Below are 15,264 nucleotides of genomic sequence, written 5' to 3' on the forward strand. Positions count from 1 at the left end.
GGCCACACGCGCGCGTGTGGCCGGGGCCCCTTCCGTCGTCCGTCAGGCCAGCTTGGCCCGTACCGCGTCCAGGAGACCGTCGACGGGGACCGCCTGCTGCTCGCCGGACTCCATGTCCTTGAGCTGGACGACGCCCTCGGCGAGGTCGCGCTCGCCGGCGACGACGGCGAGACGGGCTCCCGAGCGGTTGGCGTCCTTCATGGCGCCCTTGAGGCCCTTGCCGCCGAAGGAGAAGTCCGCGGCGACGCCCGCCCTGCGCAGCTCGGTGACCTTGCCGAACAGGAGGCGGCGCGCCTCCTCGCCGATGGCCACCGCGAAGACGCTGGTGGTGGCGGGGAGGTCGAGCCGAATGCCCTCCGCCTCCAGGGCGAGGACCGTGCGGTCCACACCGAGGGCCCAGCCCACGGACGGCAGCGCGGGGCCGCCGATCATCTCGGAGAGGCCGTCGTAGCGTCCGCCGCCGCCGACCGCAGACTGCGAGCCGAGACCACCGTGGACGAACTCGAAGGTCGTACGGGTGTAGTAGTCGAGGCCGCGCACCAGCTTGGCGTCGTCCTCGAAGACGACGCCCGCCGCGGTGATCAGGGCGCGCACCTCCTCGTGGTACGCCTTGCACGCGTCGCACAGGTAGTCGCGCAGGAGCGGCGCGCCGACCAGCTGCTTCTGCACGGCCTCGCGCTTGTCGTCGAGGACGCGCAGCGGGTTGATCTCGGCCCGGCGGCGGGTGTCCTCGTCGAGGTCGAGACCGCCCAGGAAGCTCTGGAGGGCCTCCCGGTAGACGGGACGGCACTCCTTGTCGCCGAGCGAGTTCAGCAGGATGCGGAAGTTCCGCAGGCCGAGGGAGCGGTACGCCTGGTCGGCGAGGATGATCAGCTCGGCGTCGAGCGCCGGGTCCTCCGAGCCGATCGCCTCGGCGCCGACCTGCGAGAAGTGGCGGTAGCGGCCCGCCTGGGCCCGCTCGTACCGGTAGTACGAACCGGAGTACCAGAGCTTGACGGGCAGGTTTCCCTGCTTGTGCAGGTTGGCCTCAAGGGCCGCCCGCAGGACGGAGGCGGTGCCCTCGGGGCGAAGGGCGAGCTCGTCGTTGCCCTTCGTGGTGAGGGTGTACATCTCCTTGCTCACGATGTCGGTGGACTCGCCGACACCGCGCGAGAAGAGCCTGACGTCCTCGAAACCGGGCGTCTCGACGTACCCGTAACCCGAGTTCTTCAGCGGGGTGGAGATCGCCTCGCGCACCGCCAGGAAGGTGGCGGAGCGCGGCGGGATCAGGTCGTACGTGCCCTTGGGGGCCTTGAAGGTGCTCACGTGAGTCGTCACATTCCTCGTCGGGGAGCCTTCGCGCTCCCAAGGCCGGAGGCCACGTCCCGCAGATAGGGGTTGGTGGCGCGCTCCTGGCCGATGGTCGTCTGGGGACCGTGTCCCGACAGCACCACGGTCGAGTTGTCCAGCGGCAGGCACACACGGGCCAGCGAAGCGAGCATCTCGTCCATGTCACCGCCGGGAAGGTCGGTGCGTCCGATGGAGCCGGCGAACAGCAGGTCCCCGGAGAAGAACACGGAGGGGATCTCCGTGGTCTCCGGCATCCTGAAGGTCACCGACCCCTTGGTATGACCGGGCGCGTGGGCGACGGAGAACTCCATACCGGCGAGCTTCAGCTCGGCGCCGTCGGTGAGTTCTCGCACGTCGTCGGGTTCGCCCACGGTCAGCTCGCCCATGAGGGGCATCCCGATGGAGCGGCCGAGGGCCTTCTCCGGGTCGCTCATCATGTAGCGGTCGGACGGGTGGATCCACGCGGGGACGTCATGGGCGCCGCACACCGGGACGACGGAGGCGACGTGGTCGATGTGTCCATGGGTGAGGACGACGGCGACGGGCTTGAGCCGATGCTTCTTCAGCGTCTCCTCGACTCCCTGAGCGGCCTGGTGGCCCGGGTCGATGATCACGCACTCCTCGCCTGCGGCGGGGGCGACCAGATAGCAGTTGGTCCCCCAGGCCCCGGCGGGGAACCCGGCAATCAGCACGTTTCGTCCTTGGTTGTCGTCCGGCACGGGGCGCGGAATCACGAGAATGACGGGATTCAGCAGATCAGAGCCTACCGGCGGTGCCGGTTCCACAGCCAACCCGTATACGGTACGGGCACATCCGGCCAGGACGGGAACAGACGAGCGACAGGAGCGGAACCGGTGGTCACCAGCGATCAGCGGCGGCGGCAGCTTGCCAGGGAGAAGTACGCGCGGCAGCAGCAGCGGCGGGAGGAGAACCGGCGCAAGGCGAAGCGCCGCAACACCGTCGTCGCGGCCGCCCTCGCGGTGGTCCTCGCGGCCGGAGGCGCCGTGTACGCGTCCGTGGCGCTGACGGACGACGGCTCCCCGAAGGGCTCGGACAGCGCGGTGGGCGACACGCCGACCAGCTCCGCGCCCACGCCCTCGGGAAGCGAGTCGGCGAGCTCCGAGCCGAAGCTGTCCGTGGACGCGAAGGCCACGTACACCATGGCTCTGAAGACCAACGAGGGCGACGTCACGATCACCATGGACGCGGCCAAGACCCCGCGTACGGTGAACTCCTTCAAGCACCTCGCCGACAAGAAGTACTTCGACGGGACCAAGTGCCACCGGCTCACCACTCAGGGCATCTTCGTGCTCCAGTGCGGTGACCCCAAGGGCGACGGCACCGGCGGCCCCGGCTACAACATCCCGGACGAGAACCTGGACGCCCTCGGCAAGGCGGGCGCGGACGGCACGGTGACCTTCCCTGCCGGCACCGTGGCCATGGCCAACACCGGGCAGCCGGGGACGGGCGGCTCGCAGTTCTTCCTCGTGTACAAGGACACCAAGCTGCCGCCGACCTACACCCCGTTCGGGAAGATCGACGCGGCCGGTCTGAAGGCGGTCGAGAAGGTCGCCGAGGCCGGTGTCACGGGCGGTGCCACGGACGGCGCCCCGAAGAAGGCCGTCACCATCGAGAAGGCGACCGTCGCGAAGAAGTGAGCCGGACGTCCGCACGCGCGCGTGACCGTCGAATCTCGGTCGCGCTGAGTGCGGACAGCCGGGCCGCGGTTCGCCTAGATTGGCGTTGTGCAGCGTTGGGCCGTCGGCCGCGCTGCGGAAGGCGGGCGAGGCCCGCCGGGAAACTGTGGACGATGCCCGGGGGGTACGACCCCGCGACGGCATCATGGTGAGGAGGCGCTGTGAGCAGCGACCCGTGGGGCCGCGTCGACGAGACGGGCACCGTGTACGTGCGGACGGCCGAGGGCGAGAAGGTCGTCGGATCGTGGCAGGCCGGCACCCCTGAGGAGGCCCTGGCCTACTTCGAGCGCAAGTACGAGGGCTTGGTTGTCGAGATCGGCCTCCTCGAGAAGCGGGTGAGGACCACCGACCTCTCGGCGAAGGACGCCACCGCGGCGATCGAGCACATCCGGCAGCAGATCGACGAGCACCACGCCGTCGGTGACCTGGCCGCGCTCGCGACCCGTCTCGACAAGCTCGTGGAGACCGTCGACTCGCGCCGCGAGGAGCGGAAGGCCCAGAAGGCGAAGCAGACCGACGAGGCGCGCGCCGCCAAGGAGAAGCTCGTCACGGAGGCCGAGGAGCTGGCCCAGAGCGAGCAGTGGCGTTCCGCGGGCGAGCGGCTGCGGGCGCTCGTGGACACCTGGAAGGGCCTCCCCCGGCTCGACCGCAAGTCCGACGACGAGCTGTGGCACCGCTTCTCGCACGCCCGCTCGGCGTTCTCGAAGCGCCGCAAGGCGCACTTCGCCTCGCTGGACGCCCAGCGTGAGGACGCCCGCAAGGCCAAGGAGCGCCTGGTCGCCGAGGCGGAGTCGCTGTCGAACTCCACCGACTGGGGCACCACGGCGGCCCGCTACCGCGACCTGATGACGGAGTGGAAGGCGGCCGGCCGCGCCCAGCGCGAGCACGAGGACGATCTGTGGAACCGCTTCCGCGGCGCCCAGGACGTCTTCTTCGCGGCGCGGGGCGAGGTCTTCGCCGAGCGGGACGCGGAGCAGACCGAGAACCTCAAGCTGAAGGAGGAGCTCGCGACCGAGGCCGAGAAGCTGGTGCCGGTGACGGACCTGAAGGCGGCGCGCGCGGCCTTCCGTTCCCTCAACGAGCGGTGGGAGGCCATCGGCCACGTTCCGCGTGACGCCCGTCCCAAGGTCGAGGGCCGGATGCACACGGTGGAGCGGGCGATCCAGGAGGCCGAGGAGGCCGAGTGGCGCCGCACGAACCCGGAGGCGCGCGCGCGTGCCGCGGGTCTGACCGGTCAGCTCCAGGACGCGGTCGAGAAGCTGCGCAAGCAGGTCGACGCGGCCCGCGCCGCCGGCAACGACGCCAAGGCCGACAAGCTCGCCCGCGAGCTGGAGGGGCGTCAGGCCCTGCTCGACCAGGCTCTGAAGGGTCTGGAGGAGTTCGGCGGCTGATCGGAGCCGTGACCCTACGAGGAAGGCCCCCCGGCTCGCTGCCGGGGGGCCTTCCTCGTACGCGCTGTCACGGCCTGCGGGCCGAGGTCACGCGGTACACGTCGTAGACGCCCTCCACGCCCCGTACGGCCTTCAGGACGTGGCCCAGGTGCTTCGGGTCGCCCATCTCGAAGGTGAAGCGCGAGGTGGCCACCCGGTCGCGGGAGGTCTGCACGGCCGCCGAGAGGATGTTGACGTGCTGGTCCGAGAGGACCCGGGTGACGTCCGAGAGCAGCCGGGACCGGTCGAGCGCCTCGACCTGGATGGCGACGAGGAAGACCGAGGACTGGGTCGGGGCCCACTCGACCTCCAGGATCCGCTCCGGCTCCCGGGAGAGCGACTCCACGTTGACGCAGTCGCTGCGGTGAACCGATACGCCACTGCCGCGGGTGACGAAGCCGATGATCGGGTCGCCGGGTACGGGGGTGCAGCAGCGGGCCAGCTTCACCCAGACGTCCTCGACGCCCTTGACGACGACGCCGGGATCGGCGCTGGAGCGGCGCTTGGAGCGGCCGCGCGTCGGCATGGTGGCCTCGTCGACGTCCTCGGTGGCGGCCTCCTCGCCGCCGAGCGCCTGGACCAGCTTCTGCACGATGGACTGGGCGGTGACATGGCCCTCGCCGATCGCCGCGTACAGCGAGGAGATGTCGCTGTAGCGCAGCTCGTGGGCGAGGGTGACGAGCGAGTCGCCGGTCAGGATCCGCTGGATCGGCAGGTTCTGCTTGCGCATGGCCCGCGCGATGGCGTCCTTGCCCTGCTCGATGGCCTCGTCCCGGCGCTCCTTGGAGAACCAGGCGCGGATCTTGTTGCGGGCGCGCGGGGACTTGACGAAGCCCAGCCAGTCCCGGGACGGCCCGGCGCCCGCGGCCTTGGAGGTGAAGACCTCGACCAGGTCGCCGTTGTCGAGGGTCGATTCGAGCGGGACGAGCCGCCCGTTGACCCGCGCGCCTATGGTGCGGTGACCGACCTCGGTGTGGACGGCGTAGGAGAAGTCGACGGGGGTGGCGCCCGCGGGGAGCGCGATGACGTCGCCCTTGGGCGTGAAGACGAAGACCTCGTTGCGGGAGAGGTCGAAGCGCAGGGACTCCAGGAACTCGCTGGGGTCCTCGGTCTCCTTCTGCCAGTCGAGGAGCTGGCGCAGCCACGCCATGTCGTTGAGGTGGTCGTCCTTGCCGGCCTTCTTCGGCACGTCGGCGCGCACCTTGGAGGCGCCGGCGACGGCCTCCTGCTTGTACTTCCAGTGGGCGGCGATGCCGTACTCGGCGCGCCGGTGCATGTCGAAGGTGCGGATCTGGAGCTCGACGGGCTTGCCGTTGGGTCCGATGACCGTCGTGTGCAGCGACTGGTACATGTTGAACTTCGGCATCGCGATGTAGTCCTTGAACCGGCCGGGGACCGGGTTCCATCGCGCGTGGATGGTGCCGAGGGCGGCGTAGCAGTCCCGCACCGTGTCGACGAGGACACGGATGCCCACCAGGTCGTAGATCTCCGCGAAGTCACGGCCGCGGACGATCATCTTCTGGTAGACGCTGTAGTAGTGCTTGGGGCGGCCGGTGACGGTCGCCTTGATGCGGGCGGCGCGCAGGTCCGCCTGGACCTCGTCGGTCACTATGGCGAGGTACTCGTCCCGCTTGGGGGCGCGCTCCGCGACGAGCCGGACGATCTCGTCGTACATCTTGGGGTAGAGGATCGCGAAGGCGAGGTCCTCCAGCTCCCACTTGATGGTGTTCATGCCCAGCCGGTGCGCCAGCGGAGCGTAGATCTCCAGGGTCTCGCGGGCCTTCTTCTCCTGCTTCTCCCGCTTGAGGTAGCGCATGGTGCGCATGTTGTGCAGGCGGTCGGCGAGCTTGATGACCAGGACGCGCGGGTCCTTGGCCATGGCGACGACCATCTTGCGGACGGTCTCGGCCTGGGCGGCCTCGCCGAACTTGACCTTGTCGAGCTTGGTGACGCCGTCGACGAGGAGCGCGACCTGGTCGCCGAAGTCCCGGCGCAGGGTGTCGAGGCCGTACTCGGTGTCCTCGACGGTGTCGTGCAGGAGCCCGGCCATCAGGGTCGCCGGGTCCATGCCGAGTTCGGCGAGGATGGTGGTGACGGCGAGCGGGTGCGTGATGTACGGGTCGCCGCTCTTGCGCTTCTGGCCGCGGTGCCAGCGCTCGGCGACCTGGTAGGCCCGCTCGATCTGGCGGAGCGTCGCCGTCTCGATCTTGGGGTCGTTGGAGCGGACGATCCGCAGCAGCGGTTCGAGCACCGGGTTGTACGGGGAGGAACGCTGGACGCCGAGCCGGGCGAGGCGGGCACGGACGCGGTTGGACGAGCCGCCCGAGCGGGCGGGCGCGGCCGGGACGGGCCGGGCGGGCACCGGAGCCTCGGGGGCCGGCTGCGCGGGCGGGGCAGGCGCGGGCCCGGTCTCCGCCGGCTTGTTCTGGGGCGTGCCGGTCCCCGGCGCGGCCTTGTCGGCCTTCGGGTCGGGCTGCGCGGCGGAGAGTGGCTGGGCCTCGTCTGGCAAGAGCGCTCCTCTGGGGGTACCCCCGGACGGGGTCTGGGGGAGGTACCGGGTCCCCCGGTCAGGCCCGGAAAGCCCATGGTATCGAGCCGGGAGTCGCGATGCGCACGCGCCGTGTGGACGGACGGCGCGGCACGGTACGGACCGCGTCCCGGGGCCCCGGACGGGGTACTCCGGAAAAAGGCGGGGGCGCCCCGGGTGGTCCCGGGGCGCCCCTGCGGTGCGAGGTGATCAGACCTGGATCAGCGCCGTGAGCGGAGCGCCGTCCAGGGCCGGCTCCAGGCGGCTGCGGCCCGGGAGGAAGCCCAGCTCCATCAGGACCGCGACGCCCGCCACATCGGCGCCGGCGCGGCGGATGAGCTCGATGGAGGCCTCGGCCGTGCCGCCGGTGGCGAGGACGTCGTCGATGACCATGACGCGGTCGCCCGGCGCCAGGTCCTCGGCGTGCACCTCGATCTCGGCGGTGCCGTACTCCAGCTCGTACGCCTGGCGGAGCGTCGCCCCGGGGAGCTTGCCCGCCTTGCGGACCGGGATGAAGCCCAGGCCCGCGCGGACGGCCACCGGGGCGGCCAGGATGAAGCCGCGTGCCTCGAGGCCGACGACCTTCGTCGCGCCGTGCGCGGAGCACAGCGCGGCGAGGGCGTCGGTGAGCGCCGTGAACGCCTCCGGGTCCGCGAGCAGCGGCGTGATGTCCTTGAACAGCACGCCCGGCTTCGGATAGTCGGGAACGTCGCGGATGCGGCTGAGCAGGAGTGCGGTGACGTCCTGGACCTCGGCGGTCATCCTCGGTGCTCCTGGGCGCGACGGCTCGACCGCGGGCCCGCGACGGCGGTCTGCGCGTCGTCGGCGTACGACTCGTCCGGCGACTCGCCCTTCGCGGCCGCGGCGGCCCGCTTGGCGACGATGCGCTTCCTGAGGGCCTTGATCGCCGGCTCGCGCTCCTTGAGGTCGGCGACGAGCGGGGTGGCGATGAAGATCGAGGAGTACGCACCGGCGGCGAGGCCGACGAACAGCGACAGCGAGATGTCGTTGAGCATGCCGGCGCCGAGGACGCCACCACCGATGAAGAGCAGGCCGGCGACCGGCAGCAGCGCGACGACGGTGGTGTTGACCGAACGGACCAGGGTGCCGTTGATCGAGCGGTTCGCCATCTCGCTGTACGTGAAGCGGGTCTGCTTCGTGATCTCCTTCGTCTGCTCCTTGAGGGAGTCGAAGACGACGACCGTGTCGTACAGCGAATATCCGAGAATGGTCAGCAGACCGATCACCGTACCGACCGTGACCTCGAAGCCCACCAGCGAGTAGATGCCCACGGTGATCGTGAGGTCGTGGATGAGGGCGATGAGTGCCGCGACCGCCATTCTCCACTCGAAGGCGATGGCCAGATAGATCACCACGAGGATCATGAAGATCCCCAGGCCGGTCCAGGCCTTGTTGGCGATCTGCTCACCCCAGCTGGGACCGACGAGCTCCGCCGCGATCTTGTCCTCGGGGACGTTCAGGTCCTTGGCGAGCTCCGTGCGGACCTGGTCGGACTGCGCGGTGTCGAGGCCGCCGACCTGGATGCGCAGGGAGCCGTTGCCGAGCTGCTGGACGATCGCGTCGTGGCCGGAGGCCTCTTCCGCGTACTCCTGGGCCTGGCTGACGGAGACGTCCGACTTCGGGGTGGTGAAGACGGCGCCGCCCTGGAACTCGATGCCCATGTTGAGGCCGCGGACGGCCAGGGCGACGATGGCGGTGATGGTGATCAGGATGGACAGGCCATACCAGATCTTGCGGTTGCCGATGAAGTCGTAACCGACCTCACCGCGGTGGAGCCGGGCGCCGAGATCGCCGAGCTTCGACATCTCACGCCTCCTTCGTGTCGACGGGGGCGTGGGCACGGCGGGTGCGGCGCAGCGGCGGCTTGGCGCCGAGCCGCTTCGGGTCCAGGCCGGACCAGGCGTGGCCGTCGCCGAAGAACTTGGTCCGCGCGAGGAGCGTCATGACCGGCTTGGTGAAGAGGAACACCACCACGATGTCGAGCAGGGTGGTCAGACCGAGCGTGAACGCGAAGCCCTGGACCTTGCCGACGGTGACGATGAAGAGCACGGCCGCGGCCAGGAACGACACGAAGTCGGAGACCATGATGGTGCGGCGGGCACGCGGCCAGGCGCGCTCGACGGCCGGGCGGAGCGTGCGGCCCTCGCGGAGTTCGTCGCGGATGCGCTCGAAGTAGACGATGAACGAGTCCGCGGTGATGCCGATGGCGACGATGGCGCCACAGACGGCCGGCAGGTTCAGCGCGAAGCCGATGGCCGGGCCGAGCAGGGACATGATCACGTAGGTGAGGAGCGCGGAGACGCCGAGGCTGAGGATGGCGACCAGCGACAGGCCTCGGTAGTACGCGACCAGGTAGATGATGACCAGACCGAGCCCGATGGCGCCGGCGATCAGACCGGCCTCCAGCTGGTCACCGCCGAGGGCGGCGGTGACGGTGTCGACGCTCTGCGTCTCGAACGTCAGGGGCAGGGCACCGTACGACAGGATGTTGCCGAGGTCCTGGGCGGACTGCTGGTTGAAGTTGCCGGAGATCTCGGCGCTGGCGCTCAGCGTCTGGCGCACCGAGGGCGCCGAGACGACCTCGCCGTCCAGGACGATCGCGAAGCGGTTCTGCGGGTCGGCCTGGGCCGACAGCTTGCTGGTGATCGCCTGGAACTTCTTCGAGCCCGCGTCCGTGAAGTCCATGTTCACGATCCACATGCCGCGCTGCGGGTCGAGGGCGCCCTTGGCGTCGTCGACGTCCTTGCCGTCGACCTCGGCCGGGCCGAGCAGGTACTTCGACCACACGCCGGGCTCGTCCTCGCCACAGGCGACGGTCGGCTCGGTGGGCTTGACGCCCTGGCCCGCGGCGGTGCGCTGCTTGGGGTCGAGGCAGTTCAGGGTGGCGAACTTCTGCTCCAGCGCCGCCTGGGCCGCGTCGGGCTTCGGGGTCGCCGTGGGGGTGCCCGTGGCCTTCGGCGTCGCGGAGGACGAGGCCGAGGCGCTTCCGGTGGGCGTGGGGCTCGGGGCCTTGAGGGCCTCGGTGAGCGCACGGCCCTGCGTGGAGGCGGTGGCCGTCGGGGTCGCCGGCTTCTCGCCCACCGTCGCGCCGGAGGCGGAGGAGGACGGCTTCGGCGAGGCCGACGGGGAGCCGGAGGAGCTGGCCGTCGGCGCCGGCTGGGGCGCGCCGTTCGACACCGCGAGAACGGGCCGGAAGTAGAGCTGGGCGGTGGTGCCGACCTGCTCTCGGGCCTGCTTCTCGTTCGTCCCGCGAGGGATGTTGACGATGATGTTCTCGCGGCCCTGCGTCTGGACCTCGGCCTCGGAGACACCCAGACCGTTGACACGGCGCTCGATGATGCCGACCGCCGTGTTCATGTTGGTCTCGTTGACCGCCGACTCCTGGCCGGGCTCAGCCTTGGCCTTGAGCGTGATCGACGTACCGCCGGCGAGGTCGATGCCCAGGCGCGGGGTGGTGTGCCCCGACCAGAACATGCCGCCGGTGAGCGCGACCATGGCGATCAGGATGAGTGCCAGGGCGCGGCCCGGCCGGCTCTGTCCCCCCGCCGGCCTTCGGCCCTTCTTCGGTGCTGCCACCTGTCGTATCTCCCTGTCCAACCGTCTCCCGCCGGGTATGCGTGAGACGGCCACGAAGTATGTGTGGGGACCTGCCCCCGCAGACGTGGAACCGTTCCGAGGACCGCGCGCGCCGGTGGGCGTGCGCGGTGTCCCCGGCCGCGACTACTTCGCGTCGGTCTCGCCGTCGGTCTTGCCGTCCTTCTGGCCCTCGGTGGCGGCCTCGGCCGTGTCCGACTTCTTGGACAGGTCGGCCTTGGGCGCCGCGTCGTCCGTGTCGGTGGTCTCCGTGCTCTCCGTGGCCTCGGTGGCCCCGGTCAGCGACGAGGCGTCGTCCGGGACGACGGCGTCGGAGTCCGACTCCTCGTCGTCACCGTGGACGATGCGGTTGTACTCGGAGTCCTGGAGGACCGCGCCGATCGCGTTCTTCGCGTAGACGGCGTGCACGCCGGGCGCGACTTCGAGGAGAACGGTCTCGTCACCGATCTCCTTGACGGTGGCGTACATCCCCCCGATCGTGCGCACGCCGGTACCGGGCTGCATCTCGTCACGCATCTGCGCCGCCGCCTGCTGCTTCTTCTTGGCGGAGCGGGTCATCAGGAACATGGCCCCGATGAGGACGATGAAGGGGAGGAGGGTCACGATGCTCACGGGACGGGTTTCCTTCGCACGGTCGCGGAGAACCCGCGGCCTGATCTTCGGGGGTGGGCGCGCCGACCAGAAAGGGCGGCATCGGCGGAGTCTAGGCGAGTCCGCATCGATGGAACAACGTCCAGCATCGCACCCCGGTTCCTGTCCGGGCGAGTGTCGACACCGTCACGCCCCGAAGAGCCCCTGTTGTCCGCTTCCTGTCCCTCCCGGGCCCGCTGCCTGCGGCGGAACCAGTCCGAGGTGCGCCCAGGCCGCGGGAGTGGCGACCCTGCCACGGGGTGTGCGCGCCAGCAGACCTTCGCGTACGAGGAAGGGTTCGGCGACCTCCTCGACGGTCTCCCGCTCCTCCCCCACGGCGACCGCGAGGGTGGAGAGACCGACCGGTCCGCCGCCGAAGAGCTTCAGCAGGGCCTCCAGGACGGCGCGGTCGAGCCGGTCGAGGCCGCGGCCGTCGACCTCGTACACGCTGAGGGCCGCCTCGGAGATCTCACGGGTGATGACTCCGTCGGCCCTGACCTGCGCGTAGTCCCGGACGCGGCGCAGCAGGCGGTTGGCGATACGGGGGGTGCCGCGGGAGCGGCCGGCGATCTCGGCGGCGCCGGCCGGGTCGATCTCGACGTCGAGGAGTCCGGCGGAGCGGTGGATCACCCGCTGGAGCTCGCCCGGGTCGTAGAACTCCATGTGGCCGGTGAAACCGAAGCGGTCGCGCAGCGGGGGCGGCAGGAGTCCGGCCCTGGTGGTGGCGCCGACGAGGGTGAAGGGCGGGAGTTCCAGGGGGATGGCGGTGGCGCCGGGGCCCTTGCCGACGATGACGTCGACGCGGAAGTCCTCCATCGCCATGTAGAGCATCTCCTCGGCGGGCCGGGACATGCGGTGGATCTCGTCGAGGAAGAGGATCTCGCCCTCCTGGAGGGAGGAGAGGATCGCCGCGAGGTCTCCGGCGTGCTGGATGGCGGGGCCCGAGGTGATGCGGATCGGCGCGTTCATCTCGGCGGCGATGATCATCGAGAGGGTGGTCTTGCCGAGGCCGGGGGCGCCGGAGAGCAGCACGTGGTCGGCGGTGGCGCCACGCTGGCGGGCGGCCTTGAGGACCAGATCGAGCTGCTGGCGCACCTTCTCCTGGCCGACGAACTCGTCGAGGTCCTTGGGGCGCAGGGCCGCCTCGACGGCCTGGTCGTCGCCCTCGGCGGAGGCGCCGACGATCCGTTCCTCGGCGGTCGGTGCCGTCTCGTCGTCCCAGTTCACGGTGTCTGCCTTCTCGTTCATACGGTGGTGCGCCGGCGACGGGTGGCCCCGCGCGGCGGTCTTGGTCAGCGCGCTCGGTTCAGCGTCTGCAGGGCCGCGCGCAGAAGCTGCGGGACCGGGGCCGAGGCACCGGAGGCGATGGCCGCCTCGGCCTGCGGGGCCACCGCGGCGACCGCCTCCTCCGCCTCCCGGGACGCGTAGCCGAGGCCGATGAGCGCGGCGGACAGCTGCTCCGTCCAGGGCGCCGGGCCGGCGGCCCCGGCGCGCTGGGCGCCGACCAGGCCGCTGCTGCCGAGGGGGGCGCCCAGCTTGTCCTTCAGTTCGAGGAGGAGTTTCTGGGCGCCCTTCTTGCCGATGCCGGGGACGGCCATGAGGGCCTTCTCGTCTCCGGTGGACACGGCGAGGCGGAGCGCGTCGGGGCTGTGCACCCCGAGCATGGCCTGCGCGAGGCGGGGGCCGACGCCGCTGGCGGTCTGGAGGAGCTCGAAGACCTGCCGCTCGTCGTCGTCGGCGAAGCCGTACAGGGTGAGGGAGTCCTCGCGGACGACGAGGGAGGTGGCGAGCCGGGCGTCCTGCCCGATCCGCAGTCCCGCGAGCGTTCCCGGGGTGCACTGGACGGCCATGCCCACGCCGCCGACCTCGATGACGGCCGTGGTGGGGGCGAGGGCGGCGACCGGGCCGCTGACGAAGGCGATCATCGGATTCGGCCTTTCACTGCGGGCGTCTGCCGGGCGACCGCCTGCTGGAGACGGTTCTGGGCGACGGCCTGTTGGAGGCGGTTCTGGGCGGGGGCCCGCCAGATGTGACAGATGGCGAGGGCGAGGGCGTCGGCGGCGTCGGCCGGCTTGGGCGGGGCGGAGAGCCGGAGCAGCCGGGTCACCATGGCGCCGACCTGCGCCTTGTCGGCGCGTCCGCTGCCGGTGACGGCGGCCTTGACCTCGCTGGGGGTGTGCAGGGCGACGGGGATGCCGCGGCGCGAGGCGCAGAGCATGGCGACGGCGCTCGCCTGTGCCGTGCCCATCACCGTACGCACGTTGTGCTGGCTGAACACCCGCTCCACCGCGACGAGTTCGGGCGAGAAACGGTCGAGCCACTCCTCGATGCCGCGCTCGATGCCGACAAGGCGCACGCCGATGTCGTCGTCCGCGGCCGTCCGCACCACTCCCACGCCGAGCATGGTCAGGGGCCGTCCGGCGACTCCCTCGACGACGCCGACGCCGCACCGGGTCAGCCCCGGGTCCACCCCGAGAACGCGCACTGTGCTCCTCCCGGCCCGCTGTCGCTCAACTGTTTGTGCAGGCTATCCCCTGCCACTGACAACGTCGCACGAACGACAGCGGGCCGACGGGAGGTGTCCCCGTCGGCCCGCTGTGGAACGGCTGTGGAGCCGCCGCTCGATCAGGCGTCGACCTTCGCCATGACCTCGTCGCTGACGTCGAAGTTGGCGAAGACGTTCTGCACGTCGTCGCTGTCCTCCAGCGCGTCGATCAGCTTGAACATCTTGCGCGCGCCCTCTTCGTCGAGCTCGACCTGCATGGTCGGGACGAAGCTGGACTCGGCGGAGTCGTAGTCGATGCCGGCCTCCTGGAGGGCGGTACGAACCGCGACCAGGTCGGTGGCCTCGCTGATGATCTCGAAGGACTCACCGAGGTCGTTGACCTCCTCGGCGCCGGCCTCGAGCACCGTCTCCAGGACGTCGTCCTCGGACAGCTCGCCCTTGGGGAGCACGACGACGCCCTTGCGGTTGAACAGGTACGAGACCGAGCCCGGGTCGGCCATGGAACCGCCGTTGCGGGTCATGGCCACGCGCACGTCGGAGGCGGCGCGGTTGCGGTTGTCGGTGAGGCACTCGATGAGCACCGCGACACCGTTCGGGCCGTAGCCCTCGTACATGATCGTGGCGTAGTCGGCGCCGCCGGCCTCGAGACCCGCACCGCGCTTGAGCGCGGAGTCGATGTTCTTGTTCGGGACCGACTGCTTCTTCGCCTTCTGGACGGCGTCGAACAGCGTCGGGTTACCGTCCAGGTCGGCGCCGCCCGTACGGGCCGCGACCTCGATGTTCTTGATCAGCTTCGCGAAGAGCTTGCCGCGCTTGGCATCGATCACGGCCTTCTTGTGCTTCGTCGTAGCCCATTTAGAGTGGCCGGACATCTGCCTGTCTCCTTCGCGTAACCCATTACTGAACGAACCCCAGAGATCCTACCGGGATCGGATCAGCGCACCGCGCGCACCATGTCGACGAACAGGGCGTGGATGCGGTGGTCCCCGGTGAGTTCGGGGTGGAACGAGGTCGCGAGGGCCCGGCCCTGCCGTACGGCGACGACATGGCCCCCGTGCTCGGCGAGGATCTCGACCTCGGCGCCGACGGACTCCACCCAGGGGGCGCGGATGAAGACGCCCTCGACGGGTCCGTCCTCGATGCCCGCGACGGTGACGCCGGCCTCGAAGGACTCGTTCTGCCGTCCGAAGGCGTTGCGGCGGACGATCATGTCGATGCCGCCGAAGGTCTCCTGACCCGAACGCGGGTCGAGGATCTTCTCCGCGAGCATGATCAGACCGGCACAGGTGCCGTAGACCGGCATCCCCGCGGCGATGCGCTCGCGCAGCGGCTCCATCAGGCCGAAGAGCTCGGCCAGCTTGGAGATGGTGGTGGACTCACCACCGGGGATGACCAGGCCGTCGACCTCGGCCAGTTCCTCGGGGCGCCTCACCGGCCTGGCCACGGCGTCCGCCGCGGCCAGGGCGATCAGGTGCTCCCGTACGTCGCCCTGGAGAGCCAGGACACCAATCACGGGAGTGCTGCTCATCG

Annotated in this window: 14 protein-coding genes; 2 read left to right on the plus strand and 12 right to left on the minus strand. The window is 70.5% G+C overall.

Features of this window, described 5'->3' with window-relative positions:
• Window positions 1-42: 42 nt before the first annotated feature.
• Both hisS and ACFWUY_RS14445 read right to left on the minus strand, forming a co-directional pair.
• Entirely contained in the window at window positions 43-1,305 is a 1,263-nt protein-coding gene (gene hisS, locus ACFWUY_RS14440; protein ID WP_384107140.1) for a histidine--tRNA ligase, read from the minus strand.
• Between the two features lie 8 nt (window positions 1,306-1,313).
• A complete protein-coding gene (locus tag ACFWUY_RS14445; protein WP_384107142.1) occupies window positions 1,314-2,021 on the minus strand; it encodes an MBL fold metallo-hydrolase in 708 nt (235 codons plus the stop codon).
• A 162-nt stretch (window positions 2,022-2,183) separates the two neighbouring features.
• Here ACFWUY_RS14445 and ACFWUY_RS14450 point away from each other — a divergent pair, with 162 nt between their 5' ends.
• Window positions 2,184-2,987: a peptidylprolyl isomerase gene (locus ACFWUY_RS14450; RefSeq protein WP_384107144.1), complete on the plus strand. Its 804-nt coding sequence runs from the start codon at window positions 2,184-2,186 to the stop codon at window positions 2,985-2,987.
• Between the two features lie 200 nt (window positions 2,988-3,187).
• On the plus strand, window positions 3,188-4,417 hold the full coding sequence (locus ACFWUY_RS14455) for a DUF349 domain-containing protein (RefSeq protein ID WP_384107146.1): 1,230 nt from the start codon (window positions 3,188-3,190) through the stop codon (window positions 4,415-4,417).
• Window positions 4,418-4,484: 67 nt separating this feature from the next.
• Here ACFWUY_RS14455 and ACFWUY_RS14460 read toward each other — a convergent pair whose 3' ends face one another.
• The 10 genes from ACFWUY_RS14460 to pdxT form a co-directional block, all read right to left on the minus strand.
• Window positions 4,485-6,965, minus strand: coding sequence for a RelA/SpoT family protein (locus tag ACFWUY_RS14460; protein WP_384107148.1), 2,481 nt, complete (start codon window positions 6,963-6,965; stop codon window positions 4,485-4,487).
• Between the two features lie 228 nt (window positions 6,966-7,193).
• Window positions 7,194-7,745 (minus strand): adenine phosphoribosyltransferase, encoded by a 552-nt coding sequence (locus ACFWUY_RS14465; protein WP_384107150.1) that lies wholly within the window; start codon window positions 7,743-7,745, stop codon window positions 7,194-7,196.
• Window positions 7,742-8,809: a protein translocase subunit SecF gene (secF, locus tag ACFWUY_RS14470; RefSeq protein WP_384107152.1), complete on the minus strand. Its 1,068-nt coding sequence runs from the start codon at window positions 8,807-8,809 to the stop codon at window positions 7,742-7,744. The genes ACFWUY_RS14465 and secF overlap by 4 nt, the downstream gene beginning before the upstream one ends.
• 1 nt (window position 8,810) lies before the next feature.
• Entirely contained in the window at window positions 8,811-10,580 is a 1,770-nt protein-coding gene (secD, locus tag ACFWUY_RS14475; RefSeq protein ID WP_384107154.1) for a protein translocase subunit SecD, read from the minus strand.
• A gap of 144 nt (window positions 10,581-10,724) precedes the next feature.
• Window positions 10,725-11,210 carry a preprotein translocase subunit YajC gene (gene yajC / locus ACFWUY_RS14480; RefSeq protein ID WP_384107156.1) on the minus strand — a complete coding sequence of 162 codons (486 nt, stop codon included), beginning with the start codon at window positions 11,208-11,210 and terminating at the stop codon, window positions 10,725-10,727.
• Between the two features lie 165 nt (window positions 11,211-11,375).
• The gene (gene ruvB, locus ACFWUY_RS14485; protein ID WP_384107407.1) at window positions 11,376-12,455 is read right to left on the minus strand and encodes a Holliday junction branch migration DNA helicase RuvB; all 1,080 of its coding nucleotides are present in this window, start codon (window positions 12,453-12,455) and stop codon (window positions 11,376-11,378) included.
• A gap of 65 nt (window positions 12,456-12,520) precedes the next feature.
• Window positions 12,521-13,153, minus strand: coding sequence for a Holliday junction branch migration protein RuvA (gene ruvA / locus ACFWUY_RS14490; protein ID WP_384107158.1), 633 nt, complete (start codon window positions 13,151-13,153; stop codon window positions 12,521-12,523).
• Window positions 13,150-13,713, minus strand: coding sequence for a crossover junction endodeoxyribonuclease RuvC (gene ruvC / locus ACFWUY_RS14495; RefSeq protein WP_384107160.1), 564 nt, complete (start codon window positions 13,711-13,713; stop codon window positions 13,150-13,152). The genes ruvA and ruvC overlap by 4 nt, the downstream gene beginning before the upstream one ends.
• A 140-nt stretch (window positions 13,714-13,853) precedes the next feature.
• Complete coding sequence (locus ACFWUY_RS14500; protein ID WP_250768698.1) at window positions 13,854-14,606, minus strand: YebC/PmpR family DNA-binding transcriptional regulator; 753 nt, start codon at window positions 14,604-14,606, stop codon at window positions 13,854-13,856.
• A 62-nt stretch (window positions 14,607-14,668) separates the two neighbouring features.
• A complete protein-coding gene (gene pdxT, locus ACFWUY_RS14505; protein WP_384107163.1) occupies window positions 14,669-15,262 on the minus strand; it encodes a pyridoxal 5'-phosphate synthase glutaminase subunit PdxT in 594 nt (197 codons plus the stop codon).
• Between the last annotated feature and the right edge of the window lie 2 nt (window positions 15,263-15,264).

The sequence above is a fragment of the Streptomyces sp. NPDC058664 genome (genome assembly GCF_042716635.1).
Lineage (GTDB): Bacteria > Actinomycetota > Actinomycetes > Streptomycetales > Streptomycetaceae > Streptomyces.